This is a genomic window from Microcystis sp. M_OC_Ca_00000000_C217Col (genome assembly GCF_007095585.1).
Taxonomy (GTDB): Bacteria; Cyanobacteriota; Cyanobacteriia; order Cyanobacteriales; family Microcystaceae; genus Microcystis; species Microcystis panniformis.
Genome location: NZ_SFBV01000234.1, coordinates 1 through 15,669 on the forward strand (window position 1 = coordinate 1; position 15,669 = coordinate 15,669).

At 39.7% G+C, this 15,669-nt stretch carries 17 protein-coding genes, 1 tRNA gene and 1 pseudogene; 9 read left to right on the plus strand and 10 right to left on the minus strand.

Annotated features, from left to right (window positions below; all coding sequences use genetic code 11):
* From EWV66_RS14305 to EWV66_RS14315, 3 genes are all read right to left on the minus strand, one after another.
* The coding region (locus EWV66_RS14305; protein WP_353734422.1) for a tetratricopeptide repeat protein at window positions 1-1,157 on the minus strand (1,157 nt) is incomplete at its 3' end.
* 283 nt (window positions 1,158-1,440) lie between these two features.
* Window positions 1,441-1,779 carry a XisI protein gene (locus tag EWV66_RS14310; protein ID WP_002735894.1) on the minus strand — a complete coding sequence of 113 codons (339 nt, stop codon included), beginning with the start codon at window positions 1,777-1,779 and terminating at the stop codon, window positions 1,441-1,443.
* A gap of 161 nt (window positions 1,780-1,940) precedes the next feature.
* Window positions 1,941-3,026, minus strand: coding sequence for a tetratricopeptide repeat protein (locus EWV66_RS14315; protein WP_287107182.1), 1,086 nt, complete (start codon window positions 3,024-3,026; stop codon window positions 1,941-1,943).
* A 287-nt stretch (window positions 3,027-3,313) separates the two neighbouring features.
* Here EWV66_RS14315 and EWV66_RS14320 point away from each other — a divergent pair, with 287 nt between their 5' ends.
* Both EWV66_RS14320 and EWV66_RS14325 read left to right on the plus strand, forming a co-directional pair.
* Window positions 3,314-3,562, plus strand: a complete 249-nt coding sequence (locus EWV66_RS14320) for a DUF433 domain-containing protein (protein WP_002743172.1) — start codon at window positions 3,314-3,316, stop codon at window positions 3,560-3,562.
* Window positions 3,553-3,921 (plus strand): DUF5615 family PIN-like protein, encoded by a 369-nt coding sequence (locus EWV66_RS14325; protein ID WP_002774374.1) that lies wholly within the window; start codon window positions 3,553-3,555, stop codon window positions 3,919-3,921. Before EWV66_RS14320 ends, EWV66_RS14325 begins: the two co-directional genes overlap by 10 nt.
* Window positions 3,922-4,059: 138 nt before the next feature.
* Here the strand turns inward: EWV66_RS14325 and EWV66_RS14330 are convergent, their stop codons facing one another.
* Window positions 4,060-4,389, minus strand: a complete 330-nt coding sequence (locus EWV66_RS14330) for a helix-turn-helix transcriptional regulator (RefSeq protein WP_287107183.1) — start codon at window positions 4,387-4,389, stop codon at window positions 4,060-4,062.
* Window positions 4,386-4,730, minus strand: coding sequence for a type II toxin-antitoxin system RelE/ParE family toxin (locus EWV66_RS14335; RefSeq protein WP_043997783.1), 345 nt, complete (start codon window positions 4,728-4,730; stop codon window positions 4,386-4,388). The genes EWV66_RS14330 and EWV66_RS14335 overlap by 4 nt, the downstream gene beginning before the upstream one ends.
* A gap of 224 nt (window positions 4,731-4,954) precedes the next feature.
* Here EWV66_RS14335 and EWV66_RS14340 point away from each other — a divergent pair, with 224 nt between their 5' ends.
* From EWV66_RS14340 to EWV66_RS14350, 3 genes are read left to right on the plus strand one after another with little or no spacing between them, the layout of a single operon-like run.
* Window positions 4,955-5,206: a hypothetical protein gene (locus EWV66_RS14340; protein ID WP_287107184.1), complete on the plus strand. Its 252-nt coding sequence runs from the start codon at window positions 4,955-4,957 to the stop codon at window positions 5,204-5,206.
* A gap of 60 nt (window positions 5,207-5,266) precedes the next feature.
* The gene (locus tag EWV66_RS14345; protein ID WP_002766985.1) at window positions 5,267-5,530 is read left to right on the plus strand and encodes a hypothetical protein; all 264 of its coding nucleotides are present in this window, start codon (window positions 5,267-5,269) and stop codon (window positions 5,528-5,530) included.
* Window positions 5,527-5,940, plus strand: a complete 414-nt coding sequence (locus EWV66_RS14350) for a type II toxin-antitoxin system VapC family toxin (RefSeq protein WP_271935268.1) — start codon at window positions 5,527-5,529, stop codon at window positions 5,938-5,940. The genes EWV66_RS14345 and EWV66_RS14350 overlap by 4 nt, the downstream gene beginning before the upstream one ends.
* Window positions 5,941-5,955: 15 nt before the next feature.
* Here the strand turns inward: EWV66_RS14350 and EWV66_RS14355 are convergent, their stop codons facing one another.
* Both EWV66_RS14355 and EWV66_RS14360 read right to left on the minus strand, forming a co-directional pair.
* Window positions 5,956-7,269: a tetratricopeptide repeat protein gene (locus EWV66_RS14355; RefSeq protein ID WP_287107185.1), complete on the minus strand. Its 1,314-nt coding sequence runs from the start codon at window positions 7,267-7,269 to the stop codon at window positions 5,956-5,958.
* 291 nt (window positions 7,270-7,560) lie between these two features.
* Window positions 7,561-7,634 (minus strand) — tRNA-Arg (locus tag EWV66_RS14360).
* A 43-nt stretch (window positions 7,635-7,677) separates the two neighbouring features.
* Between EWV66_RS14360 and moaC the strand changes: the two genes are divergently transcribed.
* A complete protein-coding gene (gene moaC / locus EWV66_RS14365) occupies window positions 7,678-8,178 on the plus strand; it encodes a cyclic pyranopterin monophosphate synthase MoaC (protein WP_002774359.1) in 501 nt (166 codons plus the stop codon).
* Between the two features lie 291 nt (window positions 8,179-8,469).
* On the opposite strand, the gene bchH is transcribed toward moaC, so the two are convergent.
* Together bchH and EWV66_RS14375 are read right to left on the minus strand one after the other, a co-directional pair.
* Window positions 8,470-12,135, minus strand: coding sequence for a magnesium chelatase subunit H (gene bchH / locus EWV66_RS14370; RefSeq protein ID WP_287107186.1), 3,666 nt, complete (start codon window positions 12,133-12,135; stop codon window positions 8,470-8,472).
* A gap of 381 nt (window positions 12,136-12,516) precedes the next feature.
* Window positions 12,517-12,798 (minus strand): annotated as a pseudogene (locus EWV66_RS14375) (flavin reductase family protein); the annotation flags it as partial.
* 493 nt (window positions 12,799-13,291) lie between these two features.
* Between EWV66_RS14375 and EWV66_RS14380 the strand changes: the two are divergent.
* Complete coding sequence (locus EWV66_RS14380; protein ID WP_002754799.1) at window positions 13,292-13,576, plus strand: UPF0175 family protein; 285 nt, start codon at window positions 13,292-13,294, stop codon at window positions 13,574-13,576.
* A complete protein-coding gene (locus tag EWV66_RS14385) occupies window positions 13,563-14,027 on the plus strand; it encodes a PIN domain-containing protein (protein ID WP_287107187.1) in 465 nt (154 codons plus the stop codon). Before EWV66_RS14380 ends, EWV66_RS14385 begins: the two co-directional genes overlap by 14 nt.
* A gap of 12 nt (window positions 14,028-14,039) precedes the next feature.
* Here EWV66_RS14385 and tnpA read toward each other — a convergent pair whose 3' ends face one another.
* Window positions 14,040-14,441: an IS200/IS605 family transposase gene (tnpA, locus tag EWV66_RS14390; RefSeq protein ID WP_287107189.1), complete on the minus strand. Its 402-nt coding sequence runs from the start codon at window positions 14,439-14,441 to the stop codon at window positions 14,040-14,042.
* A gap of 50 nt (window positions 14,442-14,491) precedes the next feature.
* Here tnpA and EWV66_RS14395 point away from each other — a divergent pair, with 50 nt between their 5' ends.
* Window positions 14,492-15,610, plus strand: coding sequence for an RNA-guided endonuclease InsQ/TnpB family protein (locus EWV66_RS14395; RefSeq protein ID WP_287107188.1), 1,119 nt, complete (start codon window positions 14,492-14,494; stop codon window positions 15,608-15,610).
* Window positions 15,611-15,669: the final 59 nt, after the last annotated feature.

Genomic DNA, 15,669 nt, shown 5'->3' on the forward strand with positions numbered 1-15,669 from the left:
GTTAAAGCCTGTTTGAAGAGAGGTTCGGCTTCGCTATATCTTCCTTGAGAGTTGTAAAGTGCAGCCAAATTGTTGAGACTTTGTGCGGTATCGGGATGGTTGTCTCCTAATTGTTGTTTGCTGATAGCTAAAGCCTGTTTGTAGAGGGGTTCGGCTTCACTGTATCTTCCTTGAGACTTGTAAAGTTCTGCCAAATTGTTGAGACTGGTGGCGGTATCGGGATGGTTGTCTCCTAATTGTTGTTTCCAGATAGCTAAAGCTTGTTTGTAGAGGGGTTCGGCTTCGCTATATCTTCCTTGAGACCAGTAAAGTCCTGCCAAACTGTTGAGACTTTGTGCGGTATCGGGATGGTTGTCTCCTAATTGTTGTTTATGGATAGCTAATGCTTGTTTTAAGAGAGGTTCGGCCTCGCTGTATCTTCCTTGGGAATAGTAAAGTAATGCCAAATTGTTGAGACTGGCGGCGGTATCGGGATGGTTGTCTCCTAATTGTTGTTTCCTGATAGTTAAGGACCTGTGGTAGAGGGGTTCGGCTTCGCTATATCTTCCTTGAGACCAGTAAAGTCCTGCCAAACTGTTGAGACTGGAAGCAGTGTCGGGATGGTTGTCTCCTAATTGTTGTTTATGGATAGCTAATGCTTGTTTTAAGAGAGGTTCGGCTTCGCTGTATCTTCCTTGGGAATAGTAAAGTAATGCCAAATTGTTGAGAATGGTGGCAGTTAGGAGATGGTTGTCTCCTAATTGTTGTTTGATGATAGTCAAGGTTTGTTTGTAGAGGCGTTCAGCTTCGCTATATCTTCCTTGAACTCTGTAAAGTTCTGCCAAATTGTTGAGACTTTGTGCAGTTAGGGGATAGTTGTCTCCTAATTGTTGTTTCCTGATAGCTAAGGCTTGTTTGTAGAGAGGTTCGGCTTCGCTGTATCTTCCTTGAGACTTGTAAAGTCCTGCCAAATTGTTGAGACTTTGTGCAGTTAGGGGATGGTTGTCTCCTAATTGTTGTTTGATGATAGCTAAAGCTTGTTCTGCTAGGGGAATCGCCTCGTTGTATTTCCCCTGCTGATACAGTTGAATAACTTGCTGAGTTAGCCTCTCTGCTTCGGCTAATTTATCTTGCGGTGAAACCTGAGAAATCACCTGTCCCACCGTTGGGTTTAACATGACTCCCGATAATCCCATCATCCCGGTAATGACGACAACCGCTATCCCTGATTTGATTGATACTTTCATTGGTCTTTTATCCCTAGAGTTTATTGATAGGCAAAAACATTAACTTGAATAGATTTGTCGGGTTGAGCCTTGTGCTGTAGTAAAATTCTGATTTTTTCTGCCGTTTCACTACTAAAAACAACCTCACCACAGTTATAGCATTACTTTAAGGCAGAGCCTTAGATATTGTGTTCCAAGGCAAAGCCTTGGAACAAGGGGACAAGGAGAATTTGTTTTAAGTACCATAATTAGTATAAGGCCGTTTATAAGGTGGTTGCAGTCCCAAAACAATATCCTCCCTCTTAACACCCATTGAAATTAAATCCTCTGCTGGATTCAATTCCGTTAAATTTTGTTGTAGCCAAATCTTATTATCACGAATATCAAAATGAACAATCGAGCGGTAAACTCGTTTTAAACCTTCCCATCCTACATTCATCCACTGATAATGATCCCGTTCCACATCAAATATTAATTGTACTTCTACGTCTTCACCGGTAACATCTTCTGCTACATAGCGACTTAACAAATTTTGCACTGCTTGACGATATTTTATGAGTTTATCTTTATCCATTGTGTAATTACCTCCGTACAAAAGTAGTAGCCATTATCCATAATTTATAGTAATTTCAAATAAGTTGTAGGGGCGAAGCATTCGGATAAGAAATCTACGGTTTCAGCGATAGGTTATTGCCCGAATGCTTCGCCCCTACGGGAGTGCTATAACTTTCATCCTTACTCCCTCCTTAAAATGTCATTAATTGTTTTAGCCAATTCCTGAACCTGCGAAATATCCCCTAACTGATTATAAGTCCCCTTCGCCTTGGTTAACCACTGTATCGCCTCATCCTTACTCCCCAAGAGACGATAAGCTATTCCTAAACCCGCTTGTATCTCCGCTTGCACTGACAAATTCTGCGTATTTGTTGCCAGTTTTAACGCCTTATCATAAGGTTTTTTTGCCAACTGAGGCAACCCTATCTTAAGGTAAGTATCCCCTAACAGTTGATAAACCGTAGCAACCTGACTATTTTGCTTCACCAATCCTTCTAATACCTCAACCGCATCCCCATACAACCCATAACCTCGATAGAGATGCGCTAAAACTAACCCTGCTTCCTCTGGGGATAATTGCTGCTGTTGAACAGTTTTAACAGCATCTAAAACCGTTTTTTGAGTCTGTTCATCTAATACTCTAAACCCGACTACTGCATCACTTCTAGAAGACGCACCATTATCAGCTTTTATTGTTACTCGATATCGCTTTCCTGCTTCCAGAGGAGGTTCACCGGGATAGACTATTTCAGTTTTATTTGTCTGCGTTTCCCAATTAACCCCATCTATTTTGATAGTATAATTAGTTGCACCCGGAACAGCATTCCACCGCAGTGGAGGACGATTGGTAATAATATTCGTTTCACGGGGAGTAATTAGGTAAGGTAATTTTGCTAAAACTTTCTCTTTATTTCCTGTTGGACGGAGGGTTGTATTATTACTATTGGGAAGTCGAATCACAGGATTTCCCCGAGGACAGCCACCAGAAACAATATACTTTCCCGGTTTAACCGTCCAAGTCTGTTGATTACTACAATAAACCTTAACGGAAGCGTTGGCTGCTACTTCTAAATTATCATCAAAACTGAGGGTAAGTCCGACAGAAGCAGGAAGGGGTTTTTTCCATTGTGGTTTTTTAACGGTAACTTTCCCTTTTACCTCAAAAATCGTGTTAACTCCAACAGTGTTGCTAAAAGTCGCCGCCGGAAATCCTACCGTAATTAATATCAGGGAAATGGGGGTAAAGATTTTGAGAAATTTATTCATGACTAGAATCAATTGGGGTTTGGCTTTAATTAGGTTCGTTGTTGGACTTTAGTCCTCATCCGGTGCGATTTCAGAAAACGGGTTTTTAAAAAAAACCGTTTTCTCGTCTAACTTGTTATACTATACTACTACAACTTAAAACCTCACCATTCCCTAATCTTCCCTGCAGGGTTGGAGACAAGCTTTGCACCCTCACTGAAGGAGTAATTTCCCACTTCCACTCGCAACTATAGAATTAGCTATAATAAAATTACCACAGGTATCATCTTCATATTTCTGGAAACTATATGACCTTAAAACAATTAGACAGAATTACTTTTAACTCCAAAATTATGGCAGGTCAAGCCTGTATTCGAGGAATGCGTATTCCTGTTTCTTTAATTCTTAATCTACTTGCTAACGAAAAGCCGATAGAGGAAATATTAGAGGAATACCCTGACCTAGAAAGAGAAGATATTCACCAATGTTTATTATATGCTTCTTGGTTAGCCAGAGAACAAGTTCATCATTTTGAATTAATCGAGCAATGGAGATAGAGTTTCTAGCCGATATGGGGATTTCTCTGCGTACAGTCTCATGGTTAAGAGAACAAGGTTATGATGTCGTTCATCTTCGAGATGAAGGCTTACAAACTTTATCTGATCAGGAAATTCTTGCCAAAGCAAAAAGAGAAAAGCGGATAATTTTAACTGTCGATCTAGATTTTTCTCAACTTCTCGCTATTAGTGGTGATAATTTACCAAGTGTCATCCTATTCCGTTTAGGCAATGAAAACTACAATCTAATTAATCAGCGTTTAACTATAGTTTTACGAGATTGTACAAAAGCATTAAAGACGGGAGCAATTGTGTCAGTGACAGATCGTATTTTTCGGATTAGACTTTTATCAATTTAAGATTTTTGCTTTATAGCGTTCATGGAGTCTTCCCGTTAATTCCATCTTAAATATTGTGTTCCAAAAGCGAACACCTTTATTATTGAGTACAAATTATAACATTGGCAAATAATCTCCCTGTCCTCTGTGTCTCTGTGGTTAATTACACTTCGTTTCTGAATAGTCAATAATAATTATAGGTTCTTTGTTGGGAATTTTGACAATAATTTCGACAGTTCCACCTAAGGCGTTAACTACTTCGCGCAGTGTATTTAGCTCTAGATTTTGCTCTTGTTTAAGTTTAGGTACTATTGATTGCTGTACTTCAAGATGCTCTGCCAATTCTGATAAAGATAAACCTAGTTTTTCCTGCAAATACTTAAGCGTAAGTTCCTCCAGATAAATTTGGGAAGCTCTTGCTTTAATAATTGCTTGTCGTTCTCCACAAAGTTTATTAAATTCTTCCGAGAAGTTGGTATATTCTTTCATGACTTTTCTTCCTTAAGTTTTTCCAGATATTTTTGATAACGTTGATCTGCTATAGGAATATTTTCTTTGTACCATCTTTTGTTACCTGACTTGTTCCCCCCAACAAGTAAAATTGCTTGTCGATGAGGATCAAAGGCAAATAAAACACGCCAAGGTTCACCTTTATACTGAATACGAAGCTCTTTCATATTCTTAAAAGAAGCTCCTTCAATGGTATCAACTCGTGGTCTCCCCAGTGCTGGTTTAAGTTTCATCAATACAGTTAAAACAGCAAATACTTCATTTTGAAGTCCCTGTTCTTGTTGATAAAACCAGAACCTAAAATCTGGATCAAATATAATATTCTATTCCATAAATATAATATAGTCTGTACATAAAATAATGTCAAGCTTTCAGTTAAACATTCGGCTCTCTTGCCATCATCATTATAAATTATAACATCGGTGAATAATCTCTGTGTTCTTTGTGTCTCTGTGGTTAATTACCCTCGATAATCTCCGTACCTCAATCCAACTTGAAAATGCTATAATAAAAGTAACCTATTATCACTAAGGAAACTTTAATCATGACTAACTTAAACAATCATTCAACCTCTAACACATCCGAAGAGCCTGAGTTATCAATGGAAGAACTCGATGCTAAATGGGATGCACTAGAAAATGACCCAGAATTTTTAGCAAAACCTTTTTGGCAAAAAATTATAGAAATTGGTAACGTTGTTCCCCAATCAGAATGGCGAAAACACTTTCCCAGAGACTTTGCGCGTAACGCGGAACATTATATGTACGGCGCACCAAGAGAAGATGAGGAAAAATAACAAACACAGAACTAACGTCAATTCAAAGTTATAATATATGTAGTAAACCAATCCCACTAAATGATTATGAATCCCCCAAACAATCCCACTCGCACAGAAGAAATTCCGACAATAGAGGAACTTCCGACAATAGCTGAATTACAAGCAAAATTCGCTCAACTTCAAGCTGATCCCGAATTCCGCAAAAAACCTTTTTGGCAAAGAATTGCAGAAATTGGCGCACTTGTTCCCCAGTCAGAATGGCGAAAACACTTACCTACAGACTTTGCGCGTAATTTTGAACACTATATGTACGGCGCACCAAGAGAAGATGAGGAAGAATGAGAAAAATTTTCTTAGATACATCCTATTTGCAAGCACTCGCTGATTATAGAGACAATCTCCATGAACTTGCCACACTAATGACAGTAAGACTAGGAAAATTTACAGGAATTACTAGCGAAATGATTTTGACAGAATTACTTAACGCATTGTCAGGAAGAGGAGATTATCTACGCCAATCTGCTATTAACTTAACCAACGATTTGAAAAACGATTCTACTATAGAAATCATTCCCCAAACCAGTGAACAATTTCAGCAGGCTTTTGATTTTTATCAAAGACGATTAGATAAAGGTTATAGCTTAACTGATTGTGCTTCCATGCAGATTATGAGACAACTGGAAATCTCTGAAATATTAACCTTTGATAAGCATTTTCAGCAAGAAGGATTTAGCGCATTACTCAGAGAATAGTCACTAAACTTTACTTCACTTTAATTTTTTTCTCGCTTCATATAACCATTGTTCTTCCTCTGTATTAATTTCCCTCCCTTCGGCTAATTTAAGACATTTACGCCAATTTTCCTGAGATAATTTCTTGTCTTCTTTTTCTAAAAGTTGAGCATAAATACAAAAAGCAGCACCGGGATTGCGGATAAATTTCTGATAAGCTGGATTTTCAGCGATACCAATAGCAACTAAAAGATTAGGAACTGCATCTTCACTGCGATTTTGCTTAAATCTGGCCCAGCCTAGATTTTTATAAATACTATATTTTTGTACTGCTAAATTGCGTTTCTCCTCTTCAGTAAATTGGTCTAGTTTTTCATCTTTTTCTGCTAATAATCTCTTGGCTTTTTCCAGTAACTCTACTGCTTCTGCATTCTTATTATCTCGCAGATACCAATAAGCGAGATTATTATAAGCATCTATAAAACCACCTTTTGCTGCAATTAAATAGTGTTTCTTCCCATTAGTCAAATCCTGTAACTCTTCATAAAGTGTTGCCAACTTATAATGAGCATCTAGATTATCTGGATCTAACTCAATTGCTTTTAAATACTTCTCTTCGGCTGAAGCTAAATTAGGAAATTCTTGACTTGCTGGCGGAGGAGATTGTAAACGGTTGCCTTCTTGCTTATAAAGCTCAGAAAACCAAGAGAAATGTAACCAAATGCTTAATAGTAAGGCAAAAATTATTACTGTTACCAAAAACTGTACTTTTTCATGCCAATATTCAGCAATCCTCAGAAATTTCATTAACTTAACAAAACTCTTTTGTCGCTCCTGTGTCAGCGCATTTTGAGCCTGTAACAAAGAAATAAAAGTCGAAAATATCACACCCCCTACTTCTAGCAAACCTGAGCCACCACCAAGAAACCGAGTAGCAATCGTTCCGATTAATGTAAAATTAACCCCTAATAAAACCAGTTTACCGCTTCTCAATAACCAATCAAAGCGATTGCAAGGATGCAGAGATTCCCTACTTTCTAAATGCCACCACCAAGCCTGAGCAGAAATAGGTAAAGTCTCCCGATATTCAGCTAAGTCAAGAACTTGAGTAATTTTGTAACTTTTCTGTTTTAATCTAGCATCTTGTGCGATTATTTTTGACGACATATCAACGGAAATTTCCGCCTCAGCTTCCATTTGTTTATGAAGAGCATCTCTGGCGGCAATAATTTCTAAAGCCTGTGCTTTTTTCAGAGATTTATTATGAGAAGTATCTAAATAATTTAGAGCATTCTGGTAACGCTCTAAAGCAACTTGAAAGGGTGTCGGCACAGGTGCAGGAGAATTCATATTATACTAAATCCGTTGAGCATAGGTTACTTATAAGGACAGGCAAAAGGCAAGAGGCAAAAGGCAAAAGGGGGAATAAATAATCAGTTTTTAATAACCAGATTTAGTATTATACAATCCTAAAAGTTTAGTTTCTTTCACTGTTTGAGGGTAAAAAATACTCCAGCAAAACTGGCTGATGATACTAAATCCTGTTTAAAAAGTATAGGAAAGTGGGAAGATGGGGCAAAAAACCAAAGAAATTAGGAACCATAGGTTCCTAATTCCTGTAGTATATGCCATTGTATGTAACGGGCTTGGAGAGACTCGAACTCCCGACCTTGTGGTCCGTAGCCACACGCTCTAATCCACTAAGCTACAAGCCCTTGTTTTTCTCAACAGTAAACTACTATAGCACAGGTTCATTCAATGACGCAAGAGGGTAAAGAAAAATTATCTCATCTCGACAGCCAAGGCGAGGCCCAGATGGTGGATGTATCGGAGAAAATGCCCACTAAACGCACTGCTATCGCCCTAGGACAAGTGAGAATGCTAAAAACGACTTTTGAAGCCATAGAACAGGGAAATGCGCCTAAAGGTGACGTTTTAGGGACGGCCAGACTAGCGGGAATTATGGCGGCCAAACAAACTTCCTCCTTAATTCCCCTTTGCCATCCCTTACCCCTGCAAAAAATCAATGTTCAGATTATCCCGAAAGCAGAGTTACCCGGCTACGAAATTCGGGCAGAAGTGGTGACAAAATCGGAAACTGGGGTAGAAATGGAAGCTTTAACGGCGGTATCTGTGGCAGCCTTGACTTTATACGATATGGCTAAAGCGTTAGAAAAATCAATCCTGATTGAAAATATCCGTCTGCTGAGTAAAACAGGAGGAAAATCAGATTATCATCAGGATTCCCTGTTGCGATGAAAACCCGGGTGCATCTCACATTTGCAGAAATACCGACAATCAGCAATTATCAGTGACTCTTAAATTATTACAGATGGGTCAGCGGCTGCGTGTAAGCATCCCACCGAAAAACTAATGCGCGGGGGGTTTGGGGGCGGCGCCACGCCCCCAACGGGGGGTTTGGGGGGTAGAACCCCCCAAAGGCTTGGATTGAGTGGTAAAATCGGAAGTAATGACCGATTTTAGCCGAGAGTGTCCCCGTAAAAATCCCAACTTGGTAGATTGACAAAAATGAGATGCAGCCTAAAAAACCTAAGTAACCCCTTCTAATTTTTCATCGGTCAATTGATATAATTCCTGTAATTTCTCTAATTTGTCGGGGTCTGCTTGCCAAAAACCGCGACCCTGTGCTTCTAACATTCTACCGACAATATTACGGAAAGCTTCGGGATTAGCTTGACGCAATTTTTCCGCCATTTCTGTATCAAAAGCGTAGGTATCGGCTGCCTGATCATACACCCAATCGTCACTAAAATTAGCCGTACCGCCCCAACCAATTAAAGCGGTCATTCTTTGGGAGATTTCGTAGGCCCCACCGGAACCTTGATTAACCATGGCATTGGCCCATTTAGGATTGAGTAATTTACTGCGGTATTCTAAGCGCAAAACCTCCTCTAATTTGCGGGGAGTTGTATCATTGGAAAAACTCTCGACAAAACTCGTCATCACCCGTTTACCGCTTTGTTTTTCTGCGGCTAATTTTAATCCTCCTGTATTGCCGTAGTATTCCTGAATATCGGTTAAACCGTATTCTACCGAGTCAATTTCTTGGATAATACTTTCACTGGTTTTTAATAACTGTTGTAGCACTTCTGGCCGCGCTTGTCCCTTATCTTGACGACCATAACTAAAAACATTACGCTTTTCCCAAGTTTTCGCTAATTCGTTGTCATTGTCCCAATTTCCCTCCACTACTTGGTCATTAACTAAAGAGCCAAAATCCCCAGCAGGATTGGAAAACAAACGAGCGCTGGCATTGTCAATTCCTTGACTTTTTAAGGTTAAATAGTGCTTACGGATATAATTATCATTTTCCGATTCTTCTATCTCAGCTGCCCGCTGCATTAAATCATCCAATAACTCGATAATATTGATAAAAGTATCGCGAAAAATTCCCGATAAATTAGCCAGAATATCGATGCGCGGGTGTCCAATTTCCCCTAGAGGTTTTAATTCATACCTGACAATTCTTCCTGTCCCCTCTTTGACTGGTTCCGCACCGACTAATTCTAAGAGAATACCCAGGGATTCACCCTTAGTTTTAATCACATCTAATCCCCAGAGTAAAACTGCTACAGTTTCGGGATATTTTCCTTTTTCGGTTAAGTTTTGTTGTAGCAGTTTTTTGGCGATTTCTCGTCCGCGAGTGTAGGCTGCGGGGGAAGGCATCCGGTAGGGATCCAAAGCGTGTATATTGCGTCCTGTGGGTAAAACTCCCGCACCATCCCGGAGTAAATCACCCCCCGGTGCCGGTGGTACATATTCCCCATTTAATCCCCGCAAAAGATTAGTTAACTCCTCGCTATTTTGTCCTAATAAATTTTTAATAGCAATGCCTTCTTTAAGCTTTTCATTAGTTGCTTCGTCAGCGATAATTTGCTGAAATTCTCGCTCAGATAAATCGGTAAAATAAGCATCAAGATAACCTTTTAATTCTTCCTGATTGGGAGCAGTTCCTAGGGTGTGTAACCCGGAAGAAAATAGTCTTTGTTCGACGATTTGTAAGTAATTATACACCTTGACAAAATAATCGGTTAGTGCATAGCGGCTAAATAATTTGGCATTTTCTAAAGTGAATTCTATTCCCTGTTTTTCTGCTTCCAGAAAAGGACAATCTTTAGAGATACCTGTATCAATAATCTTTTGCAGGATACTATCTCTTAAAGCATAATTTTTCTCAGGATTTTCTCGAAACTCGGCAATCAAATCTCGTAAAATCATCAATTCTTTATACAATCCCGCTCGTCCGTAGGGAGGCACATTATGGGAAATTAACACCCCATAGCCGCGACGTTTAGCTAGGATAGATTCCGAGGGATTATTAGCGGCATAAATATATAAATTCGGTAAATCTCCTAATAAAATATCTGACCAAGAATAACCAGTATTTCCTAGGGGTGAACCGGGCAGCCATTCGACAGTTCCGTGCATACCAAAATGAACGAGCGCATCGGTCTTAAAATCTTTTTGTAACCACTGATAAAAGGCTGCATACTGAGGGTGAGGAGTTAAATCTTTTTCAAACATTAACCGCATCGGATCCCCAGCAATTCCTAAAGGTGGCTGCACTCCAATCCAGATATTACCTAACTCAATTCCCCCTAAATGATATTGGTCGCCAATAGTTTTTATTCCCGCATCTTTAAGGGATTTCCAGTGTTTTTCAATGCGAGAAGTTAATAGATAACCTAGCCAATTTTCTAAAGTTTCTATCGATAAACGATTTTGTTTAGAGAGATTTTCATCATCGGCAAATTTAACTTTTTGAATAATTTCTTCCCCGTCTTCGGGAATCGTTCCCAGATTATAACCCTGCGCTTGTAAAGCTTGTAAAAACTTAACTAAACTCCGGGGAACATTTAATAAAGCTGCCGTACCAACTGCCCCATAACCCGGGGGAAATCCATAGAGAATGATGGCTATTTTGCGTTCTTGCGGAGGGGTTTTATGTAACTTAATCCAACTATTTAAACGTCCAGTTAAACGCTGTAATCTTTCGGGGATTAAATAGATAGTTTCCCCCACTAATCCCCCCAGAGGAATCGTATCAATTGCCCCATCTAATTCAGGTAAAGCGTATAGAACCACACTCTGTAAACCACCGATTCCCTGTCTTGTCCAAGAATAAATATCTTGAATCAATAAAGGGGCAGCGATAAGATAAGGAATATTTTTAGCGGACAGAATTCGTTTAGCCACTTCTACCTGTCTTCCTGCTTCCATAGAACCCGCAGGACCCCCCACCAAAGGAAAGCCAATCGTCGAGACAATTGCATCTACTGTCACCGCATCTTCACTTAAAGAAGGTGTTTCAATGATTCCTTTTTTTCTTTGCTGAATTTCGTAGTCTGTGGTTAACCAATCCCGAACAATTGTATGGCCTTCCACTCCGTTAATAAACACGGGTAGGGGAATTAAATTAGCCGTTTCAAAATGACGGATTAATTGATTAATATAGGGCAATTTACTGATAACGTGCTTCCGATAAAGCAGCAGTGCCACCACTGGTTTATCAAGAGATTTATTTTTTTTATACCAACTCAAATATTCTTGGGGAGTGAGAAAATAACCCTGATAATCAGGGTGTAATAGTCCCTTATTGGGAGTTTCGATAACTTCGGGTATTTCCTGTACTTTTAATCCTAGATATTTTTGGGCAATTACCCAACACATAGCGGCAACATTTTCGGTTCCTCCCGCATTCCAATAACCGTAAATAATTAACCAATTACGCAAATCTTGAACTTTTTTAGCGGGAATAAATTTCAGTAGTTTCGGACCAGTTTTAAGGAAACTGAGATAACCGGCTAACTTATCTTCTTCCTTGCCACTGGAAAATTTACTCAAGATAAATTGAATTGGTTTTGGCATTCCTTTTGGTTTATCCCCGATGGCAAATTCTCCCAAACGGGTTAAACTCATTAACTCTAAAGCAGACTCAAAAACTAAGCGAATCGGAATCTGTGCTGCTCGTTGCCGCAGCCAAGTAACTTGATCATAATCGAAGATCAAACTAGCAAAAAAAACGTCGGCAGTGGCTAAAGCTTGCTCGACTATTTCCGGTTCGCTCGTCAAGGATTTATCGCTGAATACTTTTACTTCTAAATCGGGACATTTAGAACTAGCCAACAGGCCCGATTGCCGATATAAATTGGTGTTAAAGGTTTCAAAGCCAACAATTAAAACAATGCTTTTCATAAGAATATATTTTTATACTAAATCTGGTTATTAAAAACTGATTATTTATTCCCCCTTTTGCATGAGTGCCTCTCCTGATATGTAGCTTATACTCAACGGATGGCCGTATTACTTGCGATTTTATCACTCAATCCAAGCCTTTGGGGGGTTCTACCCCCCAAACCCCCCGTTGGGGGCGTGGCGCCGCCCCCAAACCCCCCGCGCATTAGTTTTTCGGTGGGATGCTTACACGCAGCCGCTGATACATCTGTAATAATTTAAGAGTCACTGCACTTGCGGGAGTGTCTATCCTGATATGTAGCCTGATTTAGTATTAGATTAGACCAATCAGGGTGCGTTATCCTGCCTGAAAACACCCCCTGAAATGATCATAACGACAAATTAATAATAACTGCCGGATTTGCGATGATGGATGGCGGTTAAACCTTGGTGTAAAACCTTACCTTTTTCTGCGATCGCATAAATCAACCAATGATCACCGCACTCCATTCGTTGTTCTACCCGACATTCCAGATAAGCGAGCGCTTCGGCCAAAATCGGCCCACCGTTCTCAGCTTTAGTGGTTTCGATATTAGCGAAACGATCTTCTCCTGGAGTAAAACGTTTGAGAAAATGCTTCATTAAAGCTATATGTTGTCCTTCTTGCCGGATATTAAGGACAAAATGGATATAAAGTGGGTAGAGTCGATGGGAGGTATTATCAGCAATTCTCATTTTAAGGTTTCATGACATTAAAACCCTTGCACCTAGAGGGGTTAAAATTCTTAACGAATCTCTAGATCGCTGAAACAAGGCAAAATCGTTTCAAAATGAGAATTGCTGCCACTATCTCACCTGCATCGGTCTAACACCCCCTTAATAAGACTTATAGCAGAGAACGAGTTGGTTAGGACAACCTAAATCGCTAAAATTCAGTTCTGGCAAGGATTTTCCTTCTGCCTTCTGCCCGCTGCTATAATAGCGCACTGTGCGGTTTAATCACCTCAATCAGGAGTCAGGAGACGATGCCAAATCAAATTATACTTCATCTTTATGAGAAACGCTGTAAGCTGTAATAATTAAGAGACATCTTAAAAAAAGTCAGAAACCCTTCTGTTCCCTGTTCCGGAGTTCCCTTGTCTCTAAAGTTAACTTTATTTTTAACTAGGTACTTAGAATGAAAAATGAAATATTAAATCTAGAATTTTCTCCCGATGTTCTTGCCGCTTTAAAAATAGGAATTGATGAACTCGGTCAAGAAATTAAACTTCTGGCCGCTATTTATTATTTTCAAGAAAAGCGACTTTCTTTAGGAAAAGCGGCGGAATTAGCGAGAATTAATCGCCTAGAATTTATGGATATTTTGTCTAAAAAAGGGATTGTATTGTTCGATTATGACGAATCGGCGTTAGCGGTTGAATTAAAGGGAATAGAAAAACTGGAGCCTGATGATTGTAAGTAACGCTACTCCCCTCATCGCTTTTGCGCGAATTGGTCAACTCGGTCTTTTACAAGAAATAGTTAAAAGCATCGTTATTCCTAAGGCAGTAGCTCTTGAAATCAGCACTTACGATCAAGACAAAACTGGCTCGATCGATCTATTACGAGAACAGTGGATTTCTGTCCGAGAAATCGCCTCTCAACAGCAGGTTTCCTTACTATTACCGACTCTAGATCGAGGAGAATCAGAAGTCATCGTCCTTGCACTAGAACAAAAAGCCTCTTTAGTGCTTATCGATGAATTAGCTGCTCGTCAGGTGTGTAAATCTCTCAATATTCCAATTACAGGTTCGATCGGTATTTTAATTAAAGCAAAACAGTTGGGAAAGATCGCTGCAGTCAAACCTTACATAGAAACGATGCAACAACAAGGCATATACTACAGCCAGAAATTTATCGAAAATTTGGGTTAAAACCCCGTCGTTTTACGACGGCTTTTCCTGATTTTCAATGTAGCACTTAAGAACTTCCAGTGGCGCACCTCCTACAGAAGATACAAAATAACTGGGCGACCAAAGAGCGTCTTTCCCGTGCGGTTTAGGATAACCAGCTTGTCCATACCTACGACTAGAGACTCCCTTTAAAGAATTGACCATTACGGAAATAGATAGTTTTGGCGGGTATTCAATCAATGCGTGTATATGATTAGACTCCCCGTTAAATTCCAATATCTGAAAATTCATCTTTTCCGCAACTTCCCTAAAAGATTTTTCAACTAAAGTCAGACTTTTACCAGTAAAAACCTTACTTCTGTATTTTGTCACACAGACCAAGTGTATCTTTAAATCGGAAACAGAGTTTCTTTCTTTTCGCAACTGACTTGATATTATTAACAGACCTAGTTAGAATAGAGTACAGACACACACATCTTAACCCAATGAAAGCGAGGTATCAATACCGTATTTACCCAACAGACCAACAAAAGAGGCTTTTGTCTCAGTTGTTTGGGTGTGTGCGTGTTGTCTGGAACGATACCTTAGCCTACTGCCAAGAACTCTATCGACAAGGGGAGAAAAAGCCAAAATATACCGAGTTATCTAAAAGACTAACTCAAATCAAAAAAACAGAAAAAAAGCAGTGGTTAACCGAGGTTTCTTCTATCCCTTTACAGCAGTCTTTGAGAGACTTAGAGACTGCTTACTCTAACTTCTTTGCATCTTGCAAGGGAGAGAGAAAAGGAAGAAAAGTCAAACCTCCTCAATTTAAGAAGCGTAAATCTAAGCAATCAGCAAGATTTACTGACAATGGTTTTACCGTTAACCAACACTGCGTTACTTTAGCGAAAATCGGTGATCTAAGAATAGTTTGGAGTCGTCCATTACCTTCTAAACCTTCTAGCGTCACCGTGATTAAAGATGCGGCGGATCGCTATTTTCTCAGCTTTGTTGTCGAGATTCAGTCCGAAATACTTCCCAATAATGGGGAGTCAGTGGGAATTGATCTAGGGATTGCTGCCTTTGCTACCCTCTCAACAGGAGAAAAGATAGACGCACCGAAACCGTTAAAGAAACGATTAAAACGACTAAGAAAAGCACAGAAAAACCTTTCTAGAAAACAGAAAGGAAGTAAACGACGGGAAAAAGCTAGGAAACGAGTAGCTAAAATCCACGCAAAGATTAAAGACACTCGTACTGATTTCTTGCATAAACTATCCACTAGAGTTGTTCGTGAAAATCAAACGATAATTTTAGAGGATTTAAACACATCGGGAATGGTTAAAAATCGCAAGTTATCCCGTGCTATATCAGATTTGGGATGGCGTTCTTTTCGAGATATGCTATCGGCAAAATCTGATAAATATGGGCGTGATTTTCGGATAATTTCCCGATGGGAGCCAACGTCTCAGCGATGTTCCTGTTGTGGGAATATCGGCGGTAAGAAAGCATTAAATATCCGTGAGTGGGAATGTCTTTTTTGTGGGACTTTCCATGATAGGGACGTGAACGCCGCAATTAAGTGCGATTCGTTCAGTCGAAACCTAGAAATAGGGGGATGACTGGCCTCTGTTGAGTAACCCTAACTGGGTTGAGTACGCACTTTAATCCTCAGCAGATG